At 63.3% G+C, this 21,715-nt stretch carries 19 protein-coding genes; 10 read left to right on the top strand and 9 right to left on the bottom strand.

The genetic code is table 11. The features are described 5' to 3' along the window. The first annotated feature begins 279 nt into the window (after window positions 1-279). Window positions 280-768 (top strand): protein-export chaperone SecB, encoded by a 489-nt coding sequence (secB, locus tag IVB28_RS07950; RefSeq protein WP_247525521.1) that lies wholly within the window; start codon window positions 280-282, stop codon window positions 766-768. 16 nt (window positions 769-784) lie between these two features. Here the strand turns inward: secB and dnaQ are convergent, their stop codons facing one another. Genes dnaQ through IVB28_RS07930 form a run of 4 tightly spaced genes read right to left on the bottom strand, consistent with a single transcriptional unit; the run spans window position 785 to window position 3,636 of the window. Further along, complete coding sequence (gene dnaQ / locus IVB28_RS07945; protein ID WP_247525520.1) at window positions 785-1,501, bottom strand: DNA polymerase III subunit epsilon; 717 nt, start codon at window positions 1,499-1,501, stop codon at window positions 785-787. 55 nt (window positions 1,502-1,556) lie between these two features. Continuing rightward, window positions 1,557-2,156: a dephospho-CoA kinase gene (gene coaE / locus IVB28_RS07940; RefSeq protein ID WP_247525519.1), complete on the bottom strand. Its 600-nt coding sequence runs from the start codon at window positions 2,154-2,156 to the stop codon at window positions 1,557-1,559. A 23-nt stretch (window positions 2,157-2,179) separates the two neighbouring features. Continuing rightward, a complete protein-coding gene (locus IVB28_RS07935; protein ID WP_247525518.1) occupies window positions 2,180-2,788 on the bottom strand; it encodes a Maf family protein in 609 nt (202 codons plus the stop codon). A gap of 8 nt (window positions 2,789-2,796) precedes the next feature. Continuing rightward, the gene (locus IVB28_RS07930; protein ID WP_247525517.1) at window positions 2,797-3,636 is read right to left on the bottom strand and encodes a pyruvate, water dikinase regulatory protein; all 840 of its coding nucleotides are present in this window, start codon (window positions 3,634-3,636) and stop codon (window positions 2,797-2,799) included. Between the two features lie 458 nt (window positions 3,637-4,094). Here IVB28_RS07930 and hemJ point away from each other — a divergent pair, with 458 nt between their 5' ends. From hemJ to IVB28_RS07895, 7 genes are all read left to right on the top strand, one after another. After that, window positions 4,095-4,529 carry a protoporphyrinogen oxidase HemJ gene (gene hemJ / locus IVB28_RS07925; RefSeq protein WP_247525516.1) on the top strand — a complete coding sequence of 145 codons (435 nt, stop codon included), beginning with the start codon at window positions 4,095-4,097 and terminating at the stop codon, window positions 4,527-4,529. Window positions 4,530-4,777: 248 nt separating this feature from the next. Beyond that, on the top strand, window positions 4,778-6,043 hold the full coding sequence (gene rho, locus IVB28_RS07920; RefSeq protein ID WP_008133567.1) for a transcription termination factor Rho: 1,266 nt from the start codon (window positions 4,778-4,780) through the stop codon (window positions 6,041-6,043). A gap of 321 nt (window positions 6,044-6,364) precedes the next feature. Then, window positions 6,365-7,723, top strand: a complete 1,359-nt coding sequence (gene mnmE, locus IVB28_RS07915) for a tRNA uridine-5-carboxymethylaminomethyl(34) synthesis GTPase MnmE (RefSeq protein ID WP_247525515.1) — start codon at window positions 6,365-6,367, stop codon at window positions 7,721-7,723. A gap of 318 nt (window positions 7,724-8,041) precedes the next feature. Next, complete coding sequence (gene mnmG, locus IVB28_RS07910) at window positions 8,042-9,922, top strand: tRNA uridine-5-carboxymethylaminomethyl(34) synthesis enzyme MnmG (protein ID WP_247525514.1); 1,881 nt, start codon at window positions 8,042-8,044, stop codon at window positions 9,920-9,922. Window positions 9,923-10,069: 147 nt separating this feature from the next. After that, window positions 10,070-10,702 (top strand): 16S rRNA (guanine(527)-N(7))-methyltransferase RsmG, encoded by a 633-nt coding sequence (gene rsmG, locus IVB28_RS07905; RefSeq protein ID WP_247525594.1) that lies wholly within the window; start codon window positions 10,070-10,072, stop codon window positions 10,700-10,702. Window positions 10,703-10,729: 27 nt separating this feature from the next. Continuing rightward, window positions 10,730-11,608 (top strand): ParA family protein, encoded by an 879-nt coding sequence (locus IVB28_RS07900; RefSeq protein WP_247525513.1) that lies wholly within the window; start codon window positions 10,730-10,732, stop codon window positions 11,606-11,608. A gap of 71 nt (window positions 11,609-11,679) precedes the next feature. Continuing rightward, entirely contained in the window at window positions 11,680-12,567 is an 888-nt protein-coding gene (locus IVB28_RS07895) for a ParB/RepB/Spo0J family partition protein (protein ID WP_247525512.1), read from the top strand. Window positions 12,568-12,747: 180 nt separating this feature from the next. Here IVB28_RS07895 and holA read toward each other — a convergent pair whose 3' ends face one another. From holA to leuS, 3 genes are all read right to left on the bottom strand, one after another. Continuing rightward, window positions 12,748-13,776 carry a DNA polymerase III subunit delta gene (gene holA / locus IVB28_RS07890; RefSeq protein WP_247525511.1) on the bottom strand — a complete coding sequence of 343 codons (1,029 nt, stop codon included), beginning with the start codon at window positions 13,774-13,776 and terminating at the stop codon, window positions 12,748-12,750. A gap of 128 nt (window positions 13,777-13,904) precedes the next feature. Next, entirely contained in the window at window positions 13,905-14,456 is a 552-nt protein-coding gene (gene lptE, locus IVB28_RS07885) for an LPS assembly lipoprotein LptE (RefSeq protein ID WP_247525510.1), read from the bottom strand. Continuing rightward, window positions 14,443-17,094: a leucine--tRNA ligase gene (leuS, locus tag IVB28_RS07880; RefSeq protein WP_247525509.1), complete on the bottom strand. Its 2,652-nt coding sequence runs from the start codon at window positions 17,092-17,094 to the stop codon at window positions 14,443-14,445. The genes lptE and leuS overlap by 14 nt, the downstream gene beginning before the upstream one ends. Window positions 17,095-17,375: 281 nt before the next feature. Between leuS and IVB28_RS07875 the strand changes: the two genes are divergently transcribed. Further along, the gene (locus IVB28_RS07875) at window positions 17,376-18,356 is read left to right on the top strand and encodes a GGDEF domain-containing protein (protein WP_247525593.1); all 981 of its coding nucleotides are present in this window, start codon (window positions 17,376-17,378) and stop codon (window positions 18,354-18,356) included. On the opposite strand, the gene IVB28_RS07870 is transcribed toward IVB28_RS07875, so the two are convergent. Then, window positions 18,353-20,050 carry a diguanylate cyclase gene (locus IVB28_RS07870; RefSeq protein ID WP_247525508.1) on the bottom strand — a complete coding sequence of 566 codons (1,698 nt, stop codon included), beginning with the start codon at window positions 20,048-20,050 and terminating at the stop codon, window positions 18,353-18,355. The two genes, IVB28_RS07875 and IVB28_RS07870, sit on opposite strands and share 4 nt — an antisense overlap. Window positions 20,051-20,159: 109 nt before the next feature. Between IVB28_RS07870 and IVB28_RS07865 the strand changes: the two genes are divergently transcribed. Next, on the top strand, window positions 20,160-20,849 hold the full coding sequence (locus IVB28_RS07865; protein WP_247525507.1) for a YggS family pyridoxal phosphate-dependent enzyme: 690 nt from the start codon (window positions 20,160-20,162) through the stop codon (window positions 20,847-20,849). A gap of 80 nt (window positions 20,850-20,929) precedes the next feature. Here IVB28_RS07865 and IVB28_RS07860 read toward each other — a convergent pair whose 3' ends face one another. Continuing rightward, entirely contained in the window at window positions 20,930-21,715 is a 786-nt protein-coding gene (locus tag IVB28_RS07860) for a fumarylacetoacetate hydrolase family protein (RefSeq protein ID WP_247525506.1), read from the bottom strand.

The following is a 21,715-nucleotide window of genomic DNA, read 5'->3' as shown; positions in this document are numbered from 1 at the left end:
TCCGTGGGATGTAGGCACGAAATCTTGCCCGGCCAATGGCGCCTTTTGGCACAGCGCCGAGTGTAGCGCGTTTTATGCTTAAGGGGAAACCCGATCCTGCCCGGAAATCGCGCATCTTCAATCGTTTAAGGCGCAACTTGGCGGAAAAGGGGGTGAGCGTCACGGTGGCGGGCGCGGCCCGAATCCCCCTCCGGGACCGTTCGTCCTTGTGGAATGAGGCGGCCCTATGTTAGCCAACCGCCGCGAAATTCAGCCCCGATCGGGTAAGGAGAGACTTTCATGACCAATGGTAACGGCACCCCTCCCGAGGCGGCCCAGGCTCCCCAGCTCAACGTGCTGGCGCAATATACCAAGGACCTGTCGTTCGAAAATCCGAACGCGCCTGGCTCGCTGCAGCAGCAGAGCCAGCCGCCCCAGATCAACATTCAGATTAATGTCAGCGCGAACAATCTCAGCGAACAGGAGTTCGAGGTGACGCTGTCGGTCGAGGGCAAGGCCGAGACCGCCGGTAAGATCATGTTCTCGTTTGAGCTCGCCTATGCCGGCGTGTTCCGAATCGCCAACGTGCCGAAGGACAATCTGCACCCGCTGGTGATGATCGAGTGCCCGCGCCTGCTGTTCCCGTTCGCCCGCGAGATCATCGCAACCGCAGTGCGCGACGGCGGGTTCCCGCCCCTGATGCTGGATCCGGTCGACTTCGTTGGTCTCTATCGCCAGAACATGGAGCGGCAAATGGCCGCTCAGGGTGGCCAGACCGGCCAAGCCTGAAGCCTCTAAATCTGGCCTAACCAGCTGGAGGGGCTGCTGGAGCGACGAGATACTCGTTCCAGATCGCCTTGTCACCGAGCGTCGCAATGAAGGCCCGATGGGCCTCACGCTCGGCGTCCGAAGTCCGCGGCGCAAGCGGCACCAGGCGCTGCCGCCGCGGCGCATCGCCAGCCGCATTGACGCGTATCTCCTGAGTGTCCGACGCCAGCAGCAGCTGTGACTGCCGCGCCCCGACCAGATCGACATAGACCTCGGCCAGCAGCTCGGCGTCGAGCAGCGCGCCGTGCTTGGTGCGGCGTGAATTGTCGATCGCATAGCGCGAGCAAAGATCGTCCAGCCGGTTGGACACTCCGGGATGCTTGCGACGCGCCAACAGCAGCGTATCGACCAGCCGCTCGCGCGGGATCGCCGCACGCTTGATGCGATCGAGCTCGGCATTGATGAAGCCGACGTCGAACGAAGCGTTGTGGATCACCAGCGGCGCATCGCCGATGAATTCCAGGAACTCGTCAACGACCTCGTGGAACAGAGGCTTCGTCGCCAGAAATTCGGCCGACAGCCCATGCACTGCAAACGCTTCCGCCGGCATGTCCCTCTCGGGATTGATGTACACATGGAAGCTCTGCCCCGTCGGCATGCGGTTGAGCATCTCGACACAGCCGATTTCGACCAGGCGATCGCCGCGAAGCGGATCGAGGCCAGTGGTTTCGGTGTCGAGAACGATTTCGCGCATGTCTTGAGATTGGTGGCTTGAGATCAGTGTCGTGGGGGCCGTGTGAGGCGGCGAATCAGGCTCGCCGTTGCGGCATCTTAACGACCTCGGCCAGGATGTGCTTGATTTGCGCGCGCACCGGCTCGAGTCCGTGTGACGTATCCACCACGAAATCGGCGCGCCGGCGCTTTTCCGCATCGGGCGTCTGCTTGGCGATGATCGCGTCGAGCTTTGCTTCGTCCATGGTGCCGCGCGCCAGCACCCGCTCACGCTGGAGTTCCGCCGAGGTCGAGACCACGACCACGGCGTCCACCCGTTTCTCGCCGCCGGTCTCGAACAGCAGCGGGATATCGAGAACCACGACCGGCGCTTTGGCCGCTTCCGCCTCGGCGAAGAACTTTTGCCGGGAGGCGCCGAGCATCGGATGGACGATCTGCTCGAGCTGCTTGATGGCGGCGGGATCGTGCACGACGCGCGCCGACAGTTTGGGACGATCGACCTTGCCATTCACAGTGGTGCCGGGAAAGGCGGCCTCGATCGCCGGGGCGGCTTCACCTTCATAGAGCTGATGCACGGCGGCATCGGCGTCGTAGACGGGCACACCGGCCTCCGCGAACAGTTTCGCGGTGGTGGATTTTCCCATCCCGATCGAGCCGGTCAGTCCCAGGATCCGCATCAGCCTACAGCCATCTCCACCATTTACACGGCAACTAGCCGCTCGCGTCGCAGGAACGCAAGCAGTGGCAGCAGCGGCAAGCCAAGAATGGTGAAATGGTCGCCTTCAATGCGCTCGAACAGATGGATGCCGAGGCTTTCAAGCTGATAGGCGCCGACGCTGGTGGTGACGGCGTTGCCGGCAGCATCCAGATAGGCTGCAAGCTCGTCCTCGGTCATCTCTCGCATGGTCATGCGGGCGATCGAGACGTCTTCGAACACGATCGTGCCGTCATGCGCCACGGCCACCGCGGAATTCAGCTCGTGGCATTTGCCGGCGAGGTCGCGCAATTGCGCCAAGGCCTGCGGACGGCCTGCTGGCTTGTTGAAGAGACGGCTGCCAAGAGCCAGGGTCTGATCGGCGCCGATGACGTAGCTGCCAGGATGATGCGCCGAGACAGCTTTGGCTTTTTCGCCGGCCAGTAGCAGGCCGATCTCGCGCGGGTCCGAAAGCTTCGACGCAGCCTGAATGGCGCGCTCATCAATATCGGCCGTGATCGCTTTGAACTCGAGCCCGGCATTTGCCAGCAGCAGTTTTCGCGCGCTGCTCTGCGAGGCCAGGATCAACGGAGATGTGCCGAGCCATAGACCCATCGCGAAAGCTATCCCGAAGGCCGGTTGCGCTGGCGATCGCTGTAAAGCTTCATGATCGCCGCGGCGGTTTCCTCGATCGAGCGACGCGTGACGTCCAGTAGCGGCCAATCATGCTTGGCGCTGAGCTTGCGCGCAAACGCGACCTCCTCAGTGACCGACTGCCTATCGGTATAGGTGTCGTTGCCCGAGTCGCTTCCCATCGAAAGCAGGCGGTTCTGGCGGATCTGGATCAGGCGTTCCGGCGTCGCGTGCAGGCTGACGACCAGCGGCCGCGTCAGCGTCTCCAATTGCGAGGGCACCGGAATGCCGGGAACCAAGGGCACGTTGGCGGTGCGGATGCCGCGATTGGCGAGATAAATCGACGTCGGCGTTTTCGAGGTGCGGGACACGCCGACCAGGACGACGTCGGCATCGTCGAGACCTTCGACGTGCTGGCCGTCGTCGTGGATCATCGTGTAGTTCAGCGCGTCGATGCGCTTGAAATATTCCGCGTTGAGCACGTGCTGAGCGCCGACGCGGCCCGTGGTCGCAGCCCCGAGATAGGCTTCGAATAGCTGCATCACCGGACCGATGATCGACAGGCTCGGAACGTTGATCCCCTTGCACTTGTCCTCGAGCCTAGCGACCAGATCCTTCTCGAGCAGCGTGAACAGCACGATCCCGGGCGCTTCCTCGATCTCGTCGAGCACCCGATCGAGCTGCTTCTGGCTGCGCACCAGCGGATAGACGTGCTCGACCGGCGTCACGTTGGCGTATTGGGCCGCAACCGCCCGTGCCACGGTGATCAGCGTCTCACCGGTGGAGTCGGAGACGAGGTGCAGATGGAAATAATTGTTCGAGGTTGGCACAAAAACTCTTTGTATGAAGGCGGTGTGAATTGTGGATTTCTGTGGAGCTTAACCCCTCGGAAAGGGTTGCGCGACACCAGGGGCGGGACAAGTGCCAATTTTCTTCACACCGCTGCCCATCTGAACAAGTTCGCCGGCAGGCCGCGATGGAAACGGGATTGCGCGGACAACCCCTTTGATAAGCTGCCGACAAAAAGGCGCAAGCCTTTGAAGCTGGCCGACTTATCGCAAGGCGCCAAGGGCGATCGGGGATATGTTGATGGGTGTGAACAAGCGCGCGTGAACTCGCGGACAGAATTTCATGAGTCCAATCCACGGTCACATAGACTCAAACCTTAAGAATCTAAGATTCTAGGTTTGAGGAAGGCGCTTCGGACGGATATGTGTGCACGGTAAGACCTTAACGAGTTCTTACTATCCCCAGTTCCTTTCGCTGGACAGAAACCCGGGCCGCGAAAATGTTCGAAGACGTCTATCTCTGGATCAAGGCGCTGCATGTGATCGCCGTCATCTCCTGGATGGCGGGCATGCTCTATCTGCCGCGGCTGTTCGTCTATCATTCCGACGCCGAGATCGGCTCGAAGCAGTCGGAAACGTTCAAGGTGATGGAACGCCGGCTCTTCAAGGCGATCATCAACCCTGCCATGATCGTCACCTGGCTCGCCGGGCTGTATCTGGCCTGGTCCGGCCACTGGTTCTCGTTCGGCTGGCTGCACGTAAAACTGGCACTGGTCCTGGCGATGTCGGCGGTCCACGGCTTTTTTTCCCGCTGGCTGAAGGATTTCGCTGCCGACCGGCGCCCGCGGTCTCAGAAATTCTATCGGATTATCAATGAGGTACCGACCGTCCTCATGATTTTTATTGTCATCATGGTGATCGTGAAGCCGTTCTAGGCAAGGCGCCCGACGATTAGCTCAGCGCTTCGGCTTGCGGAGCGGGAAGCGATTTTCTATATTGGCAATATCCCACCCAACGCAGGCGGATGTGGTTGTGTCTGAGCTTTCCAGAGGCCGGACACCGCATCAGGTTTGAAGCCTCACCGGCGCTTAACCTTGCCAGACCTGCGGACCTTACCTTCTCACGTCCGCATTTCAGAGCCTCCTCGCACCCCCTCCCAAGGTTACCCCACAGGACCACCCCAATGCGGGAAATTAAACTCGAAGACCTCAAGTCCAAAACGCCGGCCGAGCTCGTCTCGTTTGCGGAGGAGAATGGGGTCGAGAACGCCAGCACGATGCGCAAGCAGGAGCTGCTGTTTGCCATCCTCAAGCAGCTCGCACTCGCCGAGACCGACATTGTCGGCCAGGGCGTCGTCGAAGTGCTCTCCGACGGATTCGGCTTCCTCCGCTCGCCTGATGCGAATTATCTGCCCGGCCCGGATGATATCTACGTCTCGCCGTCGCAGATCCGCCGTTTCGGCCTGCGCACCGGCGACACCATCGAAGGCCATATCCGCAGCCCGAAAGAGGGCGAGCGTTATTTCGCGCTGCTGAAAGTCAACACGCTCAATTTCGAGGATCCGGAAAAGGCCAAGCACAAGGTCAATTTCGACAACCTCACGCCGCTGTTTCCGAATCAGCGTTTCCGCATGGAAATCGACGACCCGACGCGGAAAGACCTTTCTGCAAGGGTGATCGACATCGTCGCGCCCATCGGCAAGGGCCAGCGCGCGCTGATCGTCGCGCCGCCGCGCACGGGCAAGACCGTGTTGATGCAGAACATCGCGCACTCGATCACGCATAATCATCCCGAGTGCTATCTGATCGTGCTGCTGATCGACGAACGTCCGGAAGAAGTCACGGACATGCAGCGCTCGGTGAAGGGCGAGGTCGTGTCGTCGACCTTCGACGAGCCCGCGGTGCGTCACGTTCAGGTCGCCGAGATGGTGATCGAAAAAGCAAAGCGCCTGGTCGAGCATGGCCGCGACGTCGTGATCCTGCTCGATTCGATCACGCGCCTTGGCCGCGCCTACAACACGGTCGTGCCGTCGTCCGGCAAGGTGCTGACCGGCGGTGTCGACGCCAACGCGCTGCAGCGCCCCAAACGTTTCTTCGGTGCCGCCCGCAACATCGAGGAGGGCGGCTCGCTGACCATCATCGCGACCGCGCTGGTCGATACCGGCAGCCGCATGGACGAAGTCATCTTCGAAGAGTTCAAGGGCACCGGTAACTCGGAACTGATTCTGGACCGCAAGGTCTCGGACAAGCGCACTTTCCCGGCGATCGACATTTCGCGCTCGGGCACCCGCAAGGAAGAGCTCATCACCGATCCCCAGGTGCTCAAGAAGATGTACGTGCTCCGCCGCATCCTCAATCCGATGGGGACGATGGACGCGATCGACTTCCTGCTCGACAAGCTGCGCTCGACCAAGAGCAATTCCGAGTTCTTCGACTCCATGAACACCTGAGTGCGCTGCAGCATAGACTGCACAAGTTCAGAGGGCGCCTTCGGGCGCCCTTTTCGTTGTGCGGCCTTGTTGCAAGGAATGTGCAGCATGCAAGCCGGGTTATGCTGGCACGCTCATTTGACTAAGCTGCTGATTTTAAAGCATGATCTCTGAAACGCCGGTACCCTTTGTGGGTTGGCATTGGGAAAAGCGCAGCAAAATTCTGAGGTAATATTGCGTCGCAACATGCTGGTTTGCTGCAGCATTCAGCGCAGCAAGCCGTGCGTTCTTGCCATCCCGAACGGACATTTGCCTTTTCGCCGGTAGCCGGACAAATAGGCCATGCATCCGCGAGACCAGACCATCTTTGCATTGTCGTCCGGCCGGGCGCCGAGCGCGATCGCCGTGGTCCGCGTGTCGGGATCGCAGGCCGGCCAAGCGCTGACGAGCTTGGCGGGCAAGTTGCCGGCGCCGCGGCAGGCCGGTCGCCGGCTGCTCCGGGATCAAGCAGGCCAGCCGATCGACGATGCGGTCGTGCTCTGGTTTCCCGGGCCGGCCAGCGCGACCGGCGAGGATGTCGCCGAATTTCACGTCCATGGCGGCCGCGCGGTGCTGGCGGCACTCCTGGCCTCTATTTCGGTTATTCCAAATACGCGAACGGCCGAACCCGGTGAATTCACGCGGCGGGCATTCGAGAACGGCAAGCTCGACCTTACCGAAGCCGAGGGTCTCGACGATCTCATTCACGCCGACACCGACCGGCAGCGGCGGCAGGCGCTGCGGCAGTTGCAGGGTCTGCTCGGTGATCGCGCGCGCGACTGGCGCGAGCGGATTATCGAGGCGTCTGCGCTGATCGAGGCCGGCATCGATTTCTCCGATGAGGGTGACGTGCCGGCGGAGCTGATGGCCCCGGCGGTGAAAGCGATCAAAGCCCTGCACGACGAAATCGCAGAAGTGCTTGCGGCACAGGGACAAGCCGAACGCTTGCGCGACGGTCTCGTGGTCGCGATCGCTGGTGAGCCGAACGTCGGCAAGTCGACGCTGATCAATCAACTGGCGCGTCGCGAGGTTGCGATCGTCTCGCCGTACGCCGGCACCACACGTGACGTGATCGAGGTGCAGCTCGATCTCGACGGCTATCCGGTCACTGTGATCGACACCGCCGGCATTCGCGAGACCGACGATCCCGTCGAACAGGAGGGCGTGCGGCGTGCGCGGGCGCGGGCTGGAAGCGCTGACCTCGTGTTGTGGCTGGTGGAGGGTGGACAGGCCGTCGACCTGAACTCGATCCGGTCGCCATCGACGTCCGGCGCCGGGAGCGACCTATCCGGTGGCTCGGTCTGGATCGTCCGCAACAAGATCGATCTCGGTGAGGTCGGACCGGTGGGGCCGCAGGGTGAATTCGGGATCTCGGCGAGCCGGGGTGACGGCATTCCGGACCTGGTCAATGCCTTGGTGAAATTTGCCGCGGAGTTCTTCGGAACCGGCGAGGGGGCGTTGGTGACCCGGACCCGCCAGCGCGATCTCCTGCGCCAGGCGTCCGGCAGCTTGCGCCGGAGTCTTGAGCTTGTAGAACTGGGCGAGGAGCTGGCGGCCGAGGAGCTGCGTGCTGCCGCTTATGCCTTGGGTCGGCTATTGGGCCGGGTGGACGTCGAGGACGTCCTTGGGGCCATTTTCCAGAAGTTCTGCATCGGAAAGTAGTGCTAGTTCTTGATTGTAGAACAGTGCTTGTTCCATTGTTTCTGTTTCACGTGAAACGAGCTTCACGTGAAAAGGCCGCTGGAAACATCCGCTTTATTGCCCCGGAACAAGCGAACGGTGATCGTCGATAGCGGGATAAGACAGTCCACTTGCTGCATTTGTTTCACGTGAAACAGCAAGGCTCTCATGCCTTTGCTACTGTGCATGGGGTTGTTTTCGCGAAAGCGACATTCGGGGGCGCGGGAGCCACCTTGGTTTCACGTGAAACGCCCAGTTTCCGCTTTCCGCTTTTCTGCCTCTGAGTTAGAAGTCCGCCCCATGCGAACAGAGCGAGAGAGCTTCGACGTCATCGTGATTGGCGGCGGCCACGCGGGCTGTGAAGCCGCGGCTGCTGCTGCCCGGATGGGCGCAACGACCGCTCTGGTGACGCACCGTTTCGCCACCGTCGGCGCGATGTCCTGCAATCCTGCCATTGGCGGACTGGGCAAGGGTCATCTGGTCCGGGAAGTCGATGCGCTCGATGGTCTAATGGGCCGTGTGGGCGATGCCGGCGGCATCCAGTTTCGTGTCCTCAATCGCCGCAAGGGTCCCGCAGTTCGCGGTCCTCGGGCTCAGGCCGACCGAAAACTCTATGCCGCTGCCATGCAGGCCGCGATCCGGGAGACCGGCGGTCTTTCCGTGATCGAAGGCGAGGCCGACGAGCTGATCGTGGTCGAGGGCCGGGTTACGGGCCTACGCCTGGCGAACGGCCGTGAGCTTCGGGCAGGGGCTGTGGTCGTCACCACCGGCACCTTTCTGCGCGGTCTCATTCATCTTGGCGAGAAGAATTGGCCCGCCGGCCGCGTCGGTGAGGCCCCCGCGATGGGTCTTTCCGCCTCCTTTGAGCGTGCCGGCTTCACCCTTGGGCGGCTCAAGACCGGCACTCCGCCGCGTCTGGATGGCACCACGATCGACTGGTCCGCGGTCGAGATGCAGCCCGGAGACGAGCCGCCGGAGCCATTCTCGGTCATGACCGAGCGGATCACGACTCCGCAGATCCAGTGCGGCATCACCCGGACCACGTCCGCCACCCACGAGGTGATCCGCGCCAATGTGCATCGCTCTCCGATGTACTCCGGCCAGATCAAGAGCTCCGGACCGCGCTATTGCCCGTCCATCGAGGACAAGATCGTCCGCTTTGGCGATCGCGACGGTCACCAGATCTTCCTGGAGCCGGAAGGGCTCGACGACAGCACGGTCTATCCTAACGGTATCTCGACTTCGCTCCCTGAGGAGGTTCAGCTCGCGATCCTCGCCAGCATTCCTGGCCTGGAACGGGTCAAGATGGTCCGTCCGGGCTATGCGATCGAGTACGACCATATCGATCCCCGCGAACTTGATCCGACCCTGCAGACCAGGCGTCTGCGCGGTCTGTTCCTGGCCGGGCAGATCAACGGCACCACCGGATACGAGGAAGCCGCCGGGCAGGGCATCGTGGCCGGTCTCAACGCCGCGCTCTCCGCCAGCGGCGCGGCGCTGACGGTGTTCGATCGGGCCGACGGCTATCTCGGCGTGATGATCGACGACCTCGTCACCCGCGGGATCAGCGAGCCCTACCGGATGTTCACGTCGCGGGCCGAGTATCGGCTCACGCTGCGGGCAGACAATGCGGATCAGCGTCTGACCGAGAAGGGGATTGCGCTCGGTTGCGTCGGCAATGCCCGGACCCAGCATCATCGCGCCAAGATGGATGCCCTGAATGCGGCCAGGGCGCTGTCGAAGTCGCTCACGATCACGCCCAACGAGGCGATCAAGCACGGACTGTCCCTGAATCGGGACGGCCAGCGCCGGTCGGCCTTCGAACTGATGGCGTATCCGGAGATCGGCTTGAGCCAGGTTCGAGCGATCTGGCCCGAGCTGGCGCGCATCGATCCCGTCATTGCGTCCCACCTTGAGATCGATGCCAAATACGACGTCTACCTTGAGCGCCAGAGTGCCGACGTCGAGGCCTTCCGGCGCGACGAGGGGATGGTGCTGTCTGAGGTCGATTACAGCCTCGTCCCCGGCCTCTCCAATGAGGTGCGAGCCAAGCTGGAGAAGGCGCGGCCGTTCACGGTCGGCCAGGCTGGCCGGATCGACGGCATGACGCCGGCTGCGCTGGGTATCCTCGCGGCCTATCTCCGGCGCGAGGCACGGAAGATCTCCAAGGCAATCGCATAGGCGTTTCACGTGAAACAGCGCGGACCAGGCGGCGATAGGCGGCTATCGCGGGGACAAGGAACAGGCGAAGGCGCAGCTCGAGCTGAACCGGCGCCAGCCAGACCCAAGTTCGACAAGGCCAGCGCCAACGATCCGGCGCTCGATTCCATCATCGCCGCCGACAAGCGCGAGGCGCTGCGGCTCGCGCCCGTTTCACGTGAAACGGAAGCCCGGCTCGACCGCTACATCGCGCTGCTGCGGGAGTGGCAGGCCAAGACCAATCTGGTCGCGCTCTCGACTCTGCCGCAGCTCTGGACCCGGCACATTGCCGACTCGCTTCAACTCGCCGATCTTGCGCCGTCCGCCAAACGCTGGGCCGATCTCGGCAGCGGGGGCGGCTTCCCCGGGGTCGTGCTGGCCTGCGCCATGGCCGGGACGCCGGGCGCGAGCGTCCATCTCGTCGAGCGGATTGCCAAGAAGGCGGCGTTTCTGCGCGAAGCGATTCGCGTCACCACATCGCCGGGAATCGTACATCTCGCTGAGATCGGGGATAATGTGGATAGAATCACCGGCCCTGTCGATTGCGTCACCGCCCGTGCGCTGGCTCCGCTACATCAACTCATCGGCTTTGCGGAGCCGCTGATGCGCCACGGCGCAAAGGCGCTGTTTCCAAAGGGTCAAGATGTAGAGGCTGAATTGACCGAAGCCGCTAAATATTGGAATATCAAGCCTCAGCTGCACCAGAGCCGCACCGGTGACGGCTGGATCGTGGAGCTCGATGGCGCCGAACGGCGCAGCTGAGGCGCTCAGGGTGAGTGGGGAAATTCGATGACCGTGATTGACGAGCCGCAGCAGGAGAAGACCCAAGAACCGGCCCAAGAATCGACCAGCGAGGTCCCGCACGGCCACCCACGTATCCTGGCGCTGGCGAATCAGAAGGGCGGTGTGGGAAAAACAACCACTGCGATCAACCTCGGCACGGCGCTCGCTGCCATCGGCGAGCGTGTCCTGATCGTCGATCTCGATCCGCAGGGCAACGCCTCGACCGGCCTCGGCATCGACCGTCGCAACCGCTCCTGCTCGACCTATGACGTGCTGATTGGGGAAGCCGCCTTGCGCGAAGCGGTGGTCTCGACCGCGGTGCCCCGGCTGCACATCGCGCCCTCGACCATGGACCTCTCCGGCCTCGAGCTCGAGCTCGGCACCACACCCGGCCGCGCCTTCAAGCTGCGCGATGCCATCGGCGCGCTCAACAACAACGTCTCGCCGGACGCCGACTACACCTATGTGCTGATCGACTGCCCGCCCTCGCTCAACCTGCTCACGGTGAACGCGATGGCGGCATCCGATGCGATCCTGGTGCCGCTACAGTGCGAGTTCTTCGCGCTCGAAGGTCTGTCGCAATTGCTGCAGACGGTGGAGCAGGTGCGCTCGACGCTCAATCCGAACCTGTCGATTCACGGCATCGTGCTGACGATGTTCGACTCGCGCAACAACCTCTCGAACCAGGTCGTCGCCGACGTCCGTCAGTTCATGGGCGAGAAGGTCTACAAGACCATGATCCCGCGCAACGTGCGCATCTCGGAAGCTCCGTCCTACGGCAAGCCGGTGCTGGTCTACGATCTCAAATGCGTCGGCAGCGAAGCCTACTTACGGCTCGCCACGGAAGTGATTCAGCGGGAGCGCGAGCTGCGCACGGCGCATTGAGGCGACGTTGATCCTGAAGTTACGACAATTCAGTTCTGGAGTGCTGCACAGTGAATCCAAGGGAGCTGGCGATGGCCGATGAAGCGCGTTCGCGACTGGGCCGGGGTCTTGCAAGTCTGATCGGCGACGTCGGCGGCGAAGCCCAGCACGTCGACCGTCCGCGCGCGCAGCGCAAGGTGCCGATCGAATTCATCAAGGCCAATCCGCGCAATCCGCGCCGTACATTTCCGGACGCCGAGCTGAAGGAGCTCAGCGAGTCAATCAAACAGCACGGCGTGATCCAGCCGATCGTGGTGCGTCCGGTGAAGGGCGCACAGGATCGCTTTGAGATCATTGCCGGCGAGCGGCGCTGGCGCGCCTCGCAGATGGCCGGCCTGCACGAAGTGCCAATCGTGCCGGTCGACATCAGCGACAGCGATGCGCTGGAGTTCGCGATCGTCGAGAACGTGCAGCGCGAAGATCTCAACCCGATGGAAGAAGCGCAGGGTTATCACGCGCTCGCCAACGAATTCAAACGTAGCCAGGACGACATTGCCAAGGTCGTCGGCAAGAGCCGCAGCCACGTCGCAAACATGATGCGGCTGACGAAACTGCCCGCTGAGGTGCAGGCCTTCATTGCGACCGGCCAGCTGACGGCCGGCCACGCCCGCGCACTGATCGGCGTGCCGGATCCGCTCGCAGCCGCCAAGCGCATCGTCGAGGAGGGCCTTAATGTCCGCCAGACTGAAGCGCTCGCGCATGAAGAGGGGGTGCCGGAGCGCAAGCCGCAGAAGGCGCGCGCGACCGGGGCTAAGGAAAAGGACCCCGACACGGTCGATCTCGAAAAGCGCGTCAGCGACGCGCTCGGCCTCAACGTCACGGTCAATCACCGCGATCCCGGCGGCTCGGTCCAGATCAACTATCGCAACCTCGATCAGCTCGACGAGGTGATGAAGCGGCTGGCCAAGGGCGCGCTGTAGCCGCCCTCGCGTCGTCCTGGCGAAAGCCGGGACCTCATGTCAATCCACACGTCATTGCGAGCGCAGCGAAGCAATCCAGAATCTTTCCGCGGAGAGATTCTGGATTGCTTCGTCGCTTGCGCTCCTCGCAATGACGAGGGGAGAGAGAACTCGCTCGCAATGACGTGGAGAGAGTCGGGCCTATCCCCGCCGCTTCGCATTCGCGGCGATCGCCATCAGCGTGCGTTGGGCGATGGCGGCGGCGAGGGTAGACTGCTTGCGGGTGTCGAGCGCAGCGGTCGCCAGCTGCTCGATGATGGCGGCGAGCCGCGCCACGCTGAAATTGCGCAATGCGGTTTCGACCGCCGGCTTTCGCGAAAAGTGCAGGCGCGGATAGCCGCTGTCGAGCACGGCGGAGGCTGGCGTGCCGTCGGCGATTGCGAGCGCCGATTTGTGCAGCCACGCCGCCTGGCGCTGCGCCGCCGAGATGATCACGCCGGGATAGGTGCCGGCGATCATGGCCTTGGCGAATTCGGTCTCGACGATGTCGGGCCGCCCGGCGAAGGCGCCGTCGACGATCGGGTCGAGCTTCAGCTCGGAGGCATCGGCGACCACGGACATCACGTCGTCCAGCGTAATCTCGCCTTTGCCATGCGCGTAGAGCGTGAGCTTGCGCAGCTCGTTGCGCGAGGCCTGGCGATCGCCGCCGAGGAACGACATCAGCGCCGCGCGGGCCTCCTGCGCGATGCGCAAATTGGCGATACGGAGCTCGTCTTCCATCAGCTTGGCGAGATCGCGCTCGGTGTCGGGATAGCAGCCGATCGCGACAGCGGCCTTGGCCTTCTCGCAGGCTTTGCGCAACGGCGATTCGGGGCGCAGCTCGCCAGCCTCGATCACGATGCGGCAATCCTTCACGCTCATCTCTGCGAGCGTGTCGACGCCGCTGGCAAAGCTGCGCGAGCCGGCCCGGATGCGGATCGCGCGGCGGCCACCGAAGAGCGGTACGGTCATGGCTTCGTCGACGAGGCGCGACGGCTCGGCGGAGAGCTCGTCGCCATCAAGCTTGACCAGTGAAAAGGGATCGTTGGGATCGTCGACGGCAGAGGCGATCAGCGCATCCGCGCGCTCGCGCACGAGGCCGGCGTCAGGGCCGTAGAGCAGGATGATCGGACGGCCCGCATCGGGACGGGCAAGGAAAGCGTCGATCTCTTTTCCGCGTAGCGCGACCATGTTGTCCCGACGGCGTCATTTCGAGGCGGCTCGAAGCGCCGAACCGGAATCTCGATCCACAATCTCCGGATTCTCAGGTGCGCAATTGCACACCATAGTTCACGCTCGCGCGCCCCGACTGGAGTGACTTACGTGCCCGCGGTGAAGAACGAGGCGAGCCGGGTCGTGATGTTCTCGGCGATCTCGCTGGCGGCGCGATCCTCGGCATCGCGCACGGCGCGGCTGCGCGAGAAGCGTTGATAGGATCCCGGCATGTCATAGGACACGCGCGAGAAGGTCGAGCCGGTCATGACGGACCTGCCGGTCGTGACCTCGACCAGATTGTACTGGGCGTCGACACCGAGATTTTCGCTCGTCGGCAGTCCCGTCGTGGCGCTGACGATCAGGGAGGAACGGCTTGTGGTGAAGCGGATCTCCAGCTTGTGGGTCGGCGGCATGCCCGTCGCGCTGCCGTAAAGCTTGAAAGCCAGCGCGTTGCGGATTTCGACGCCGACGCGGGCCTCGCGGGAGGCATTGGGCTTGCTGATCGGGGGCAGCTCGATGCCCATCAGCTTCTCGCGCAGCCCCGGGGTGCCGTCGCTCCGTTCGGCATACATCGGCTGGAAACAGCCGGCCGTCAGCGCGGCCAAGGCGGCGACCGCCAGCAAGCGGGCTGCGATGCGGATCCTAGCCGACAACATTTACGATCCTCTTGGGGACGATGATCACCTTGCGGACGGGCTTGCCGTCCAGGGCCAGCTTTACCGCATCGAGGGCCAAAACGGCAGCCTCGATTTCCGGATTCTGGGCCGCTGTTGCAACTGTGACTTCACCCCGCTTCTTGCCGTTGACCTGGACCACCAGGGTCACGCTGTCTTCAACCAGCAAATCGCGTTCGATTTGGGGCCAATTGGCCTCGGAAGCCAGCCCGCTCTGGCCCAGAACCTGCCAGCACTCCTCTGCGAGGTGAGGCATCATCGGGGAGAACAGCTGGACCAGGATCTGGCCGGCTTCCCGGATCGCCCACGCCAAGTCTGGAGCCGGGTTCGCGGGGGACTGGCCGGGACGCTGCAGGATTTCCGAGAAGGTATTGGCGAACTCGCGGATATGGGCGAGGCAGACGTTGAAGTGCAGCCGCTCGATCCCGGTAGTGACCTTGTCCAGCGCACCATGGGCGGCCTTGCGCAAGGCGGTGGCGTCGGGGCCGAAGCTGGCCGGCCGGGCCGCCGACGCGCCCTTGCCGAATTCGACGGAATCGTTCACCAGCCGCCACAGCCGCTGCATGAAGCGCGAGGCGCCCTGAACGCGCTCGTCGCTCCAGATCACGTCGCGGTCGGGCGGGGAGTCCGACAGCATGAACCAGCGGGCGACGTCGGCGCCGTAGGTCTCGATGATGTCGTCGGGGTCGACCGTGTTCTTCTTCGACTTCGACATCTTCTCGATCGGGCCGATCTGGATGTCTTCGCCTGATGTGAGCAGCGTGGCGCGGCGTCCGTTGCCGCCGACCTCGACCTTGACCTCGGCCGGCTGCACATAGGTGCCGTCGGCCTTCTGGTAGGTCTCGTGCACCACCATGCCTTGCGTGAACATGCCGGCGAACGGCTCGTCCAGCGCGATGTGCCCGGTCGCCTTCATCGCCCGGGTGAAGAAGCGGCTGTAGAGCAGGTGCAGGATCGCGTGCTCGACGCCCCCGATATACTGGTCGACCGGCAGCATCCGGTTGGCCACAGCGGGCGTCGTCGGCGCGTTCTCGTTCCAGGGATCGGTGAAGCGCGCAAAATACCAGGACGAATCCACGAAGGTGTCCATGGTATCGGTTTCGCGTTGCGCGTTAGCCCCACATTTTGGGCAGGTGACGTGCTTCCACGTCGGATGATGATCCAGCGCGTTGCCAGGCTTGTCGAAGCTCACATCCTCCGGCAGCACCACCGGCAGGTCGGCGTCCGGCACCGGGACCACATCGCACTTCGGACAATGAATGACCGGGATCGGGCAGCCCCAATAGCGCTGGCGCGAAATGCCCCAGTCGCGCAGGCGGAAGTTCACCTGCCGCTCGCCGACCGGCGCGTTGCCGCGCAGCTCGGCCTCCAGGCGTTTTGCGACTTCGTCCTTGGCCTGATCGATCGTCATGCCGTCGAGGAAACGCGAATTGATCATGCGGCCGTCACCGTCATAGGCGGTATCGGTGATCACGAATGTCTTCGGGTCTTGGCCCTCGGGGCACACCACGGGTGTGTTGCCGAGATTGTACTTGTTGACGAAGTCGAGGTCGCGCTGGTCGTGCGCGGGACAGCCGAAGATCGCGCCGGTGCCGTATTCCATCAGCACGAAATTGGCGACATAGACCGGCAGCTTCCAGCTCGGGTCGAACGGATGCACCGCGCGGATGCCGGTGTCGAAACCCTGCTTCTCCGCGGTGTCAATGATCGACTGCGCGGTGCCGATCTTCTTGATGTCCGCGATGAAGTCCGCGAGTTTCGGGTTCTTTGCGGCGGCGGCCTGCGCCAGTGGATGATCCGCCGAGATCGCCATGAACTTCGCGCCGAACAGCGTGTCCGGGCGCGTCGTGAAGATCTTCAGCTCGCTCTCGCCGGCAGGAGTCGCACCTTCGGGCAACGTCTTGGCATCCAGCGCGAAGCGGACCAACAGGCCTTCCGAGCGACCGATCCAGTTGCGCTGCATCAGCCGCACCTTGTCCGGCCAGCGATCGAGCCCATCAAGCGCGGACAGCAGCTCCTGCGAGTACTTCGTGATCTTGAAGACCCATTGGCTCATCTCGCGCTGCTCGACGATCGCACCGGAGCGCCAGCCGCGGCCGTCGATGACCTGCTCGTTGGCGAGCACGGTCATGTCGACCGGATCCCAGTTGAGCTTGCGCTTTTCGCGCTCGGCGAGGCCGGCGGCGAGCATGTCCAGGAACATCTTCTGCTGATGCTTGTAGTAGCTGGGATCGCAGGTCGCGAATTCGCGCGACCAATCCAGCGACAGCCCGATCGAGCGGAGCTGCTTCTTCATCGCGGCGATGTTGTCGTAGGTCCAGGCCTTCGGCGCGACCTTGCGTTCGATCGCGGCATTCTCGGCTGGCAGGCCGAAGGCGTCCCAGCCCATCGGGTGCAGCACGTTGAATCCCTTGGCGCGCATGAAGCGGGCCAGTACGTCGCCGAGCGTATAATTCCGGACATGGCCGATATGGATGCGCCCGGACGGGTAGGGGAACATCTCGAGCACATAGTATTTCGGCCGCGAATCGTCGTTCTTGGAGACGAAGATCGCCTGCTGGTCCCAGAGGCGTTGCCAGCGCGGTTCGGCGTCGCGGGCGTTGTAGCGTTCGGAGGTCATGGAATCGTTGGGGTTTTCGTGGGTTCGGCCGGCTCAAGACGGCGGACTAGGCCATAAAAGTCCGTAACGGGTCAATGGGTTGCCGAAAACCGATAGAATCCCCTTGGTCACGCGTCTGGGCTCCGGTCCACTACGGAGGAGGCCCAAGTTCAACAGCTGTTAAGGCCGCGGGGCCAAGCTGGCAGAATCTGAGGCCGGGACCTTGCGCCATGATCGCTGCCGCTTTCGACGAACTAGATTATGACTACGCAGCATCCGTCGCGCAGAAAGCCGTTCAGTGCATGGCGGCGCAGCACGTGCCCGCCACGCCGGATAATTTCAACGTCTGGTTCGTCTATTCGATGGGCGTGCCGAGCGATCTGCAACGCGCCATCGATATTCTCATCGGCAACAAGCGCAAGTTCGACGCGACCGTAAACCGGGATCTGTTTTCGACCTATGTCGCCGCGCCCGACGGCTCGGCGGCCTCCTTGGCCTCCCGGCAGCTGCACTCGGTGATGGACGCAGCTCAGATCTTTCTCGCAACCGCCATTGCCGACAACCACGCGCAGATGCGGGCGATCCATGATGTTGCCGACCAGGGACAGGCCGGCTCCGATCCGAAGTTGCTCGTGAAGCAGTTGATGAGCGAGCTGGCCAAGGCCGCCGGTCGCGCAACCAAGCTCGAGGCAAGCTTCGCGGACAAGACGCGAGAACTCGAGGCGATCCGGGAAAACCTGAGCAAGTCCGAAGAGCGCGCCATGACCGACACGCTCACCGGCTTGCCCAACCGCCGTGCGCTGGAGGAGTTCTTCCGCAAGGCCCAGATCACCGCCATGGAAAAAGGCGAGCCGCTCAGCCTCCTGATGCTGGACATCGATCACTTCAAGAAATTCAACGACAATTTCGGGCATGGCGTCGGCGACCAGGTCTTGCGCCTGATGGCGCAGGTCCTGCGCGACAAGGTCCGCGAGGTCGATTTGCCGGCGCGCTATGGCGGCGAGGAATTGATCGCCGTGTTGCCCGGTGCCGATCTTTCCGCAGCGACGGTGATCGCCGAGCGCGTCCGCCGCGCCATCGCCGAGTGTCAGATTACCCGTCGTTCGACCGGCGAGACGCTTCCCTCCATCACGGTCTCGATTGGAGCTGCGCAGTTTCAGCCGGGAGAGACCATGAACGAGCTGGTCGAACGCTGCGACCGCGCGCTCTATCTGGCAAAAAGAAACGGCCGCAATCGGGTGATTGCCGAGACGGAGCTCGACCGGGAGATCGCGGCGGTTTAGCCCGCCATCGCGATCGCGGCCGCGCCGTGGTCGACCACCATGATGCCGTGCTCGACGACGTTGTTGCGGCCGCGGTGTTTTGCGGTGTAGAGCGCAGCGTCGGCGGCCTCGATCAGGTCGCCCGGACGCAAGCTCTCGTTGGGCTTCGTGGCGGCAACGCCGATCGAGACCGTGACGATCATATGGGCTGACGTGATGTGCGGCAGACAGAGTTTCAGCACGGCCGCGCGCACCTGCTCGCCGATTTCGACCGCGCACGTCACGTCGGTGTTCGGCAGCAACAGGCAGAATTCCTCGCCGCCATAGCGCGCCGCGAAGCCCATGTTGTCGGCGGCAATGCCGGACAGGGATTCGCCGAGCCTGGTCAGGCAGGAATCGCCTTCGAGATGGCCATAGGTGTCGTTGAACAGCTTGAAATGATCGACGTCGATCATCAGCAGCGCGAGGTCGCTGCCATATTGCTGCGCGCGCATCCATTCGAAGTCGAGCCGGCTCTGGAAGCCACGCCGGTTGGCAAGCCCTGAGAGCATGTCGATCGAGGCCATCACCGTCAGGCGGTCGTTGCTCGCGATCAGCTCGCGCTCGCGCTGGCTCAGCTGCGCGGCCATCGCGTTGAACGCGCGGGCCAGCGGCACGAATTCGGCCGGCAGGCGATTGCGCGCCGCGCGGGCCGAGAGGTCGCCCTCGCCGAGACGTTTGGCCATGTCGGCGAGCATCTCGACCGGCTTGATGACGAGCTTTTCGGCCGCGATCAGCGCGCCGAGCAGGACGAACACGACCACGAAAGCGAGCTGAAGATAGGCCGTGCGAATGTCGCGGCTGACCGCCTCGGACACCTTGTCTTCGTCGATGCTGGCGATCAGGCGGGCATTGGTGCCCGCGATGCGGATGTAGCTGACCGCGCGGCGGGAGCCGTCGGCGGCGAGGAAAGACAGCGAGCCCTCATCCTGGTCGGACCGCAGCGCGCGATCGGCGATCGCGGACATCAGCGGCAAATTGTCGAGGGGTCGGCCGACCGCGCTGTGCTGATCGGCAGGGGCGGCCAGCACGGTGCCCGCGCTGTCGACCAGCACGGCAGTGATGCCGGCACGGCCGCCCAGATTGCTCATCACCTTCGACATCCAGTCGAGATTGACCGTGGCGAGCACGACGGCATCGGACACGCCGCTGAAGGCGGATACCGGATAAACCGCCATTACGGTCGGCGTTGGCACCGGCCGCGACATGATGAAGTCGCTCAGTACGAAGCGGCCGGTTTCCTGTGCCTGCTGGAAGTAGGGCCGGTCGCTCAGGTCAAGGCCAACATACATGTTGTTGGTGGCGCATTGAATGCGTCCGTCCTGGCCGGCGATCAAAAGCGTGCGGATCCAGGGCAGGTTCGACGGCAGACTCGCGCGCAGCACGTCGCAGCTCTTGCTGACGCCGCCGGCGGAGGCGCGGATGAAGGCTTCCGACTTCAGGATGGTCTCGACTGACGAAATCACTTCGCGCTGCGCAGCGGCGCTGTGCCTTGCGATGGTGTTGAACTCAACCGTGGCCTGCGCGATCTGGCGGGCGCGGGTGTCTTCGAGCGAACGGATTCGCTCGAGCATCAAGGGCGCCACCAGAATCACCGCGAGCAACGCGAGCCGCGCCCGGATTCCGAGAACCTGCTTGAGTTTCGCTCGTTTGCGGTTGAGACTGATACTTGCCATTTTCGCTACCCACCCCGTGGGCCAAGGTAAAGCGAAGGGTTCAAAAACTCTTGCTTGAACTCGGTAAAATTGGACTTACCTCCGGTTAAGAGCACAACCAAACGACGTCATGACAGAAGCCAATGCCGCGCCGGTAACCGGCCCTTCACCAAACGCGCTCGCCGCGGTCGAAGCCGAAATCGCCCGCGCCTGCAAGGATGCGCGGCGCGATCGCGCCTCCGTGACGCTGATCGCGGTGTCCAAGACTTTCGGAGCCGATGCGATTACCCCGATCATCGACGCCGGGCAGCGCGTATTCGGCGAGAATCGGGTGCAGGAGGCCAAAAGCAAGTGGCCCGCCTTAACGTCTGTTTACTCCGGTATAGCGCTGCATCTGATCGGCCCGTTGCAATCCAACAAGGCGAAAGAGGCGGTGGCGCTGTTCGATGCCATCCATTCGGTCGACCGTCCGAGCATTTGCCAAGCGTTAGCCAAGGAAATCGAATCCCAGAACAAGCACCCGCAGCTCTTCGTCCAGATCAACACGGGCGAGGAGCCGCAAAAGGCCGGCGTCCCGCCCGGCGAGGCCGACGCGTTCCTCGCCAGCTGCCGCGACACCTATGGGCTGACGATTTCCGGGTTGATGTGCATCCCGCCGGTCGACGAGCCGCCGGCGGCGCATTTCGCGCTGACCGCCAAGATCGCCGCGCGCAATGGATTGACGAATCTTTCGATGGGCATGAGCGCGGATTTTGCCACCGCGATCATGTTAGGTGCGACCCATGTGCGCGTGGGGAGTGCGATTTTCGGGCACAGGTGATTGCCGTTGGCGAGGATAGGGAGACGTGCGAGCTCTCTATTTCGTCATTGCGAGCGCAACGAAGCGCGGTGTGTGCCGCCCTACACGAACCCCACCGACACCTTCCCCAGCACCCCAAAATCCACCGCAAAATGATCGCCGGCCTGGATTGGCAGCGGCGGATGGCACGTGCCTGTTGTCACCACCTCCCCTGCCCGCAAGGTGATGCCGAGTCCGCGCAGCTCGTTGGCAAGCCAGGCGAGCGCGGCGCAGGGATCGCCGAGCACGTTCTTGCCGTGGCCGACATAGCGCTGGCCGCGCAGCGTGATCGCTGGCCGCTCCTCGACGAGATCCATCGCCCGCCAGTCCGCAGTCGTCGCCGCGCCCAGCACGAACAGATGCGCGCAGGCATTGTCGGCGATAAGCTGCGCCTCGCCGGCGCTGGTGAAATCGGTAAAGCGCGAATCGGGAATCTCGATCGCGGGATGGAAGCTCTCGACGGCCGCCAGAACCTCGTCAACCGTGTACGGCGCCGCGCGCGGCGGCAGATCGCGTCCCATCCGGAAGGCGAATTCCGGCTCGCCGACGCGCATCTCGTTGCCCTTCATCGACGCGGTGCCGCCATCGGCGATCACGGTGTCGCTCATGATGCGGCCGGCCAGCGGTCCGCTGACGTTGATGTGCGTCTGTCCTGATACGCTGGTGGCCGCGATCTTCCAGCCGAACAATTTTCCACGCGACAGCGTTTCGAGTCCGGCCTGGACGGCATAGCCCTCCGTGCGGCTCTGTGGCCGCAAGTGTGCCTCCAGTGCGCCAACCTTGGTGCCGTCGCGCCAATGCCGAAAAAGAATGCGCGATGCGGCGGTGGTCTGATCCTTGTCGAGCAT

It is taken from the genome of Bradyrhizobium sp. 199 (assembly GCF_023073355.1).
In the GTDB taxonomy this organism is placed as follows: domain Bacteria; phylum Pseudomonadota; class Alphaproteobacteria; order Rhizobiales; family Xanthobacteraceae; genus Bradyrhizobium.
This window is presented reverse-complemented; position numbering and strand designations above follow the sequence as displayed.

Bases quoted from the DNA above. Each gene is read 5' to 3' on its own strand.
- secB (WP_247525521.1), top strand. From the start codon at position 280: ATGACCAATGGTAACGGCACCCCTCCCGAGGCGGCCCAGGCTCCCCAG.
- dnaQ (WP_247525520.1), bottom strand. From the start codon at position 1,501: ATGCGCGAAATCGTTCTCGACACCGAAACCACTGGCCTCGATCCGCTT.
- coaE (WP_247525519.1), bottom strand. From the start codon at position 2,156: ATGCGGATCCTGGGACTGACCGGCTCGATCGGGATGGGAAAATCCACC.
- IVB28_RS07935 (WP_247525518.1), bottom strand. From the start codon at position 2,788: ATGGGTCTATGGCTCGGCACATCTCCGTTGATCCTGGCCTCGCAGAGC.
- hemJ (WP_247525516.1), top strand. From the start codon at position 4,095: ATGTTCGAAGACGTCTATCTCTGGATCAAGGCGCTGCATGTGATCGCC.
- rho (WP_008133567.1), top strand. From the start codon at position 4,778: ATGCGGGAAATTAAACTCGAAGACCTCAAGTCCAAAACGCCGGCCGAG.
- mnmE (WP_247525515.1), top strand. From the start codon at position 6,365: ATGCATCCGCGAGACCAGACCATCTTTGCATTGTCGTCCGGCCGGGCG.
- mnmG (WP_247525514.1), top strand. From the start codon at position 8,042: ATGCGAACAGAGCGAGAGAGCTTCGACGTCATCGTGATTGGCGGCGGC.
- IVB28_RS07900 (WP_247525513.1), top strand. From the start codon at position 10,730: ATGACCGTGATTGACGAGCCGCAGCAGGAGAAGACCCAAGAACCGGCC.
- IVB28_RS07895 (WP_247525512.1), top strand. From the start codon at position 11,680: ATGGCCGATGAAGCGCGTTCGCGACTGGGCCGGGGTCTTGCAAGTCTG.
- holA (WP_247525511.1), bottom strand. From the start codon at position 13,776: ATGGTCGCGCTACGCGGAAAAGAGATCGACGCTTTCCTTGCCCGTCCC.
- lptE (WP_247525510.1), bottom strand. From the start codon at position 14,456: ATGTTGTCGGCTAGGATCCGCATCGCAGCCCGCTTGCTGGCGGTCGCC.
- leuS (WP_247525509.1), bottom strand. From the start codon at position 17,094: ATGACCTCCGAACGCTACAACGCCCGCGACGCCGAACCGCGCTGGCAA.
- IVB28_RS07875 (WP_247525593.1), top strand. From the start codon at position 17,376: ATGGCGGCGCAGCACGTGCCCGCCACGCCGGATAATTTCAACGTCTGG.
- IVB28_RS07870 (WP_247525508.1), bottom strand. From the start codon at position 20,050: ATGGCAAGTATCAGTCTCAACCGCAAACGAGCGAAACTCAAGCAGGTT.
- IVB28_RS07865 (WP_247525507.1), top strand. From the start codon at position 20,160: ATGACAGAAGCCAATGCCGCGCCGGTAACCGGCCCTTCACCAAACGCG.
- IVB28_RS07860 (WP_247525506.1), bottom strand. From the start codon at position 21,715: ATGCTCGACAAGGATCAGACCACCGCCGCATCGCGCATTCTTTTTCGG.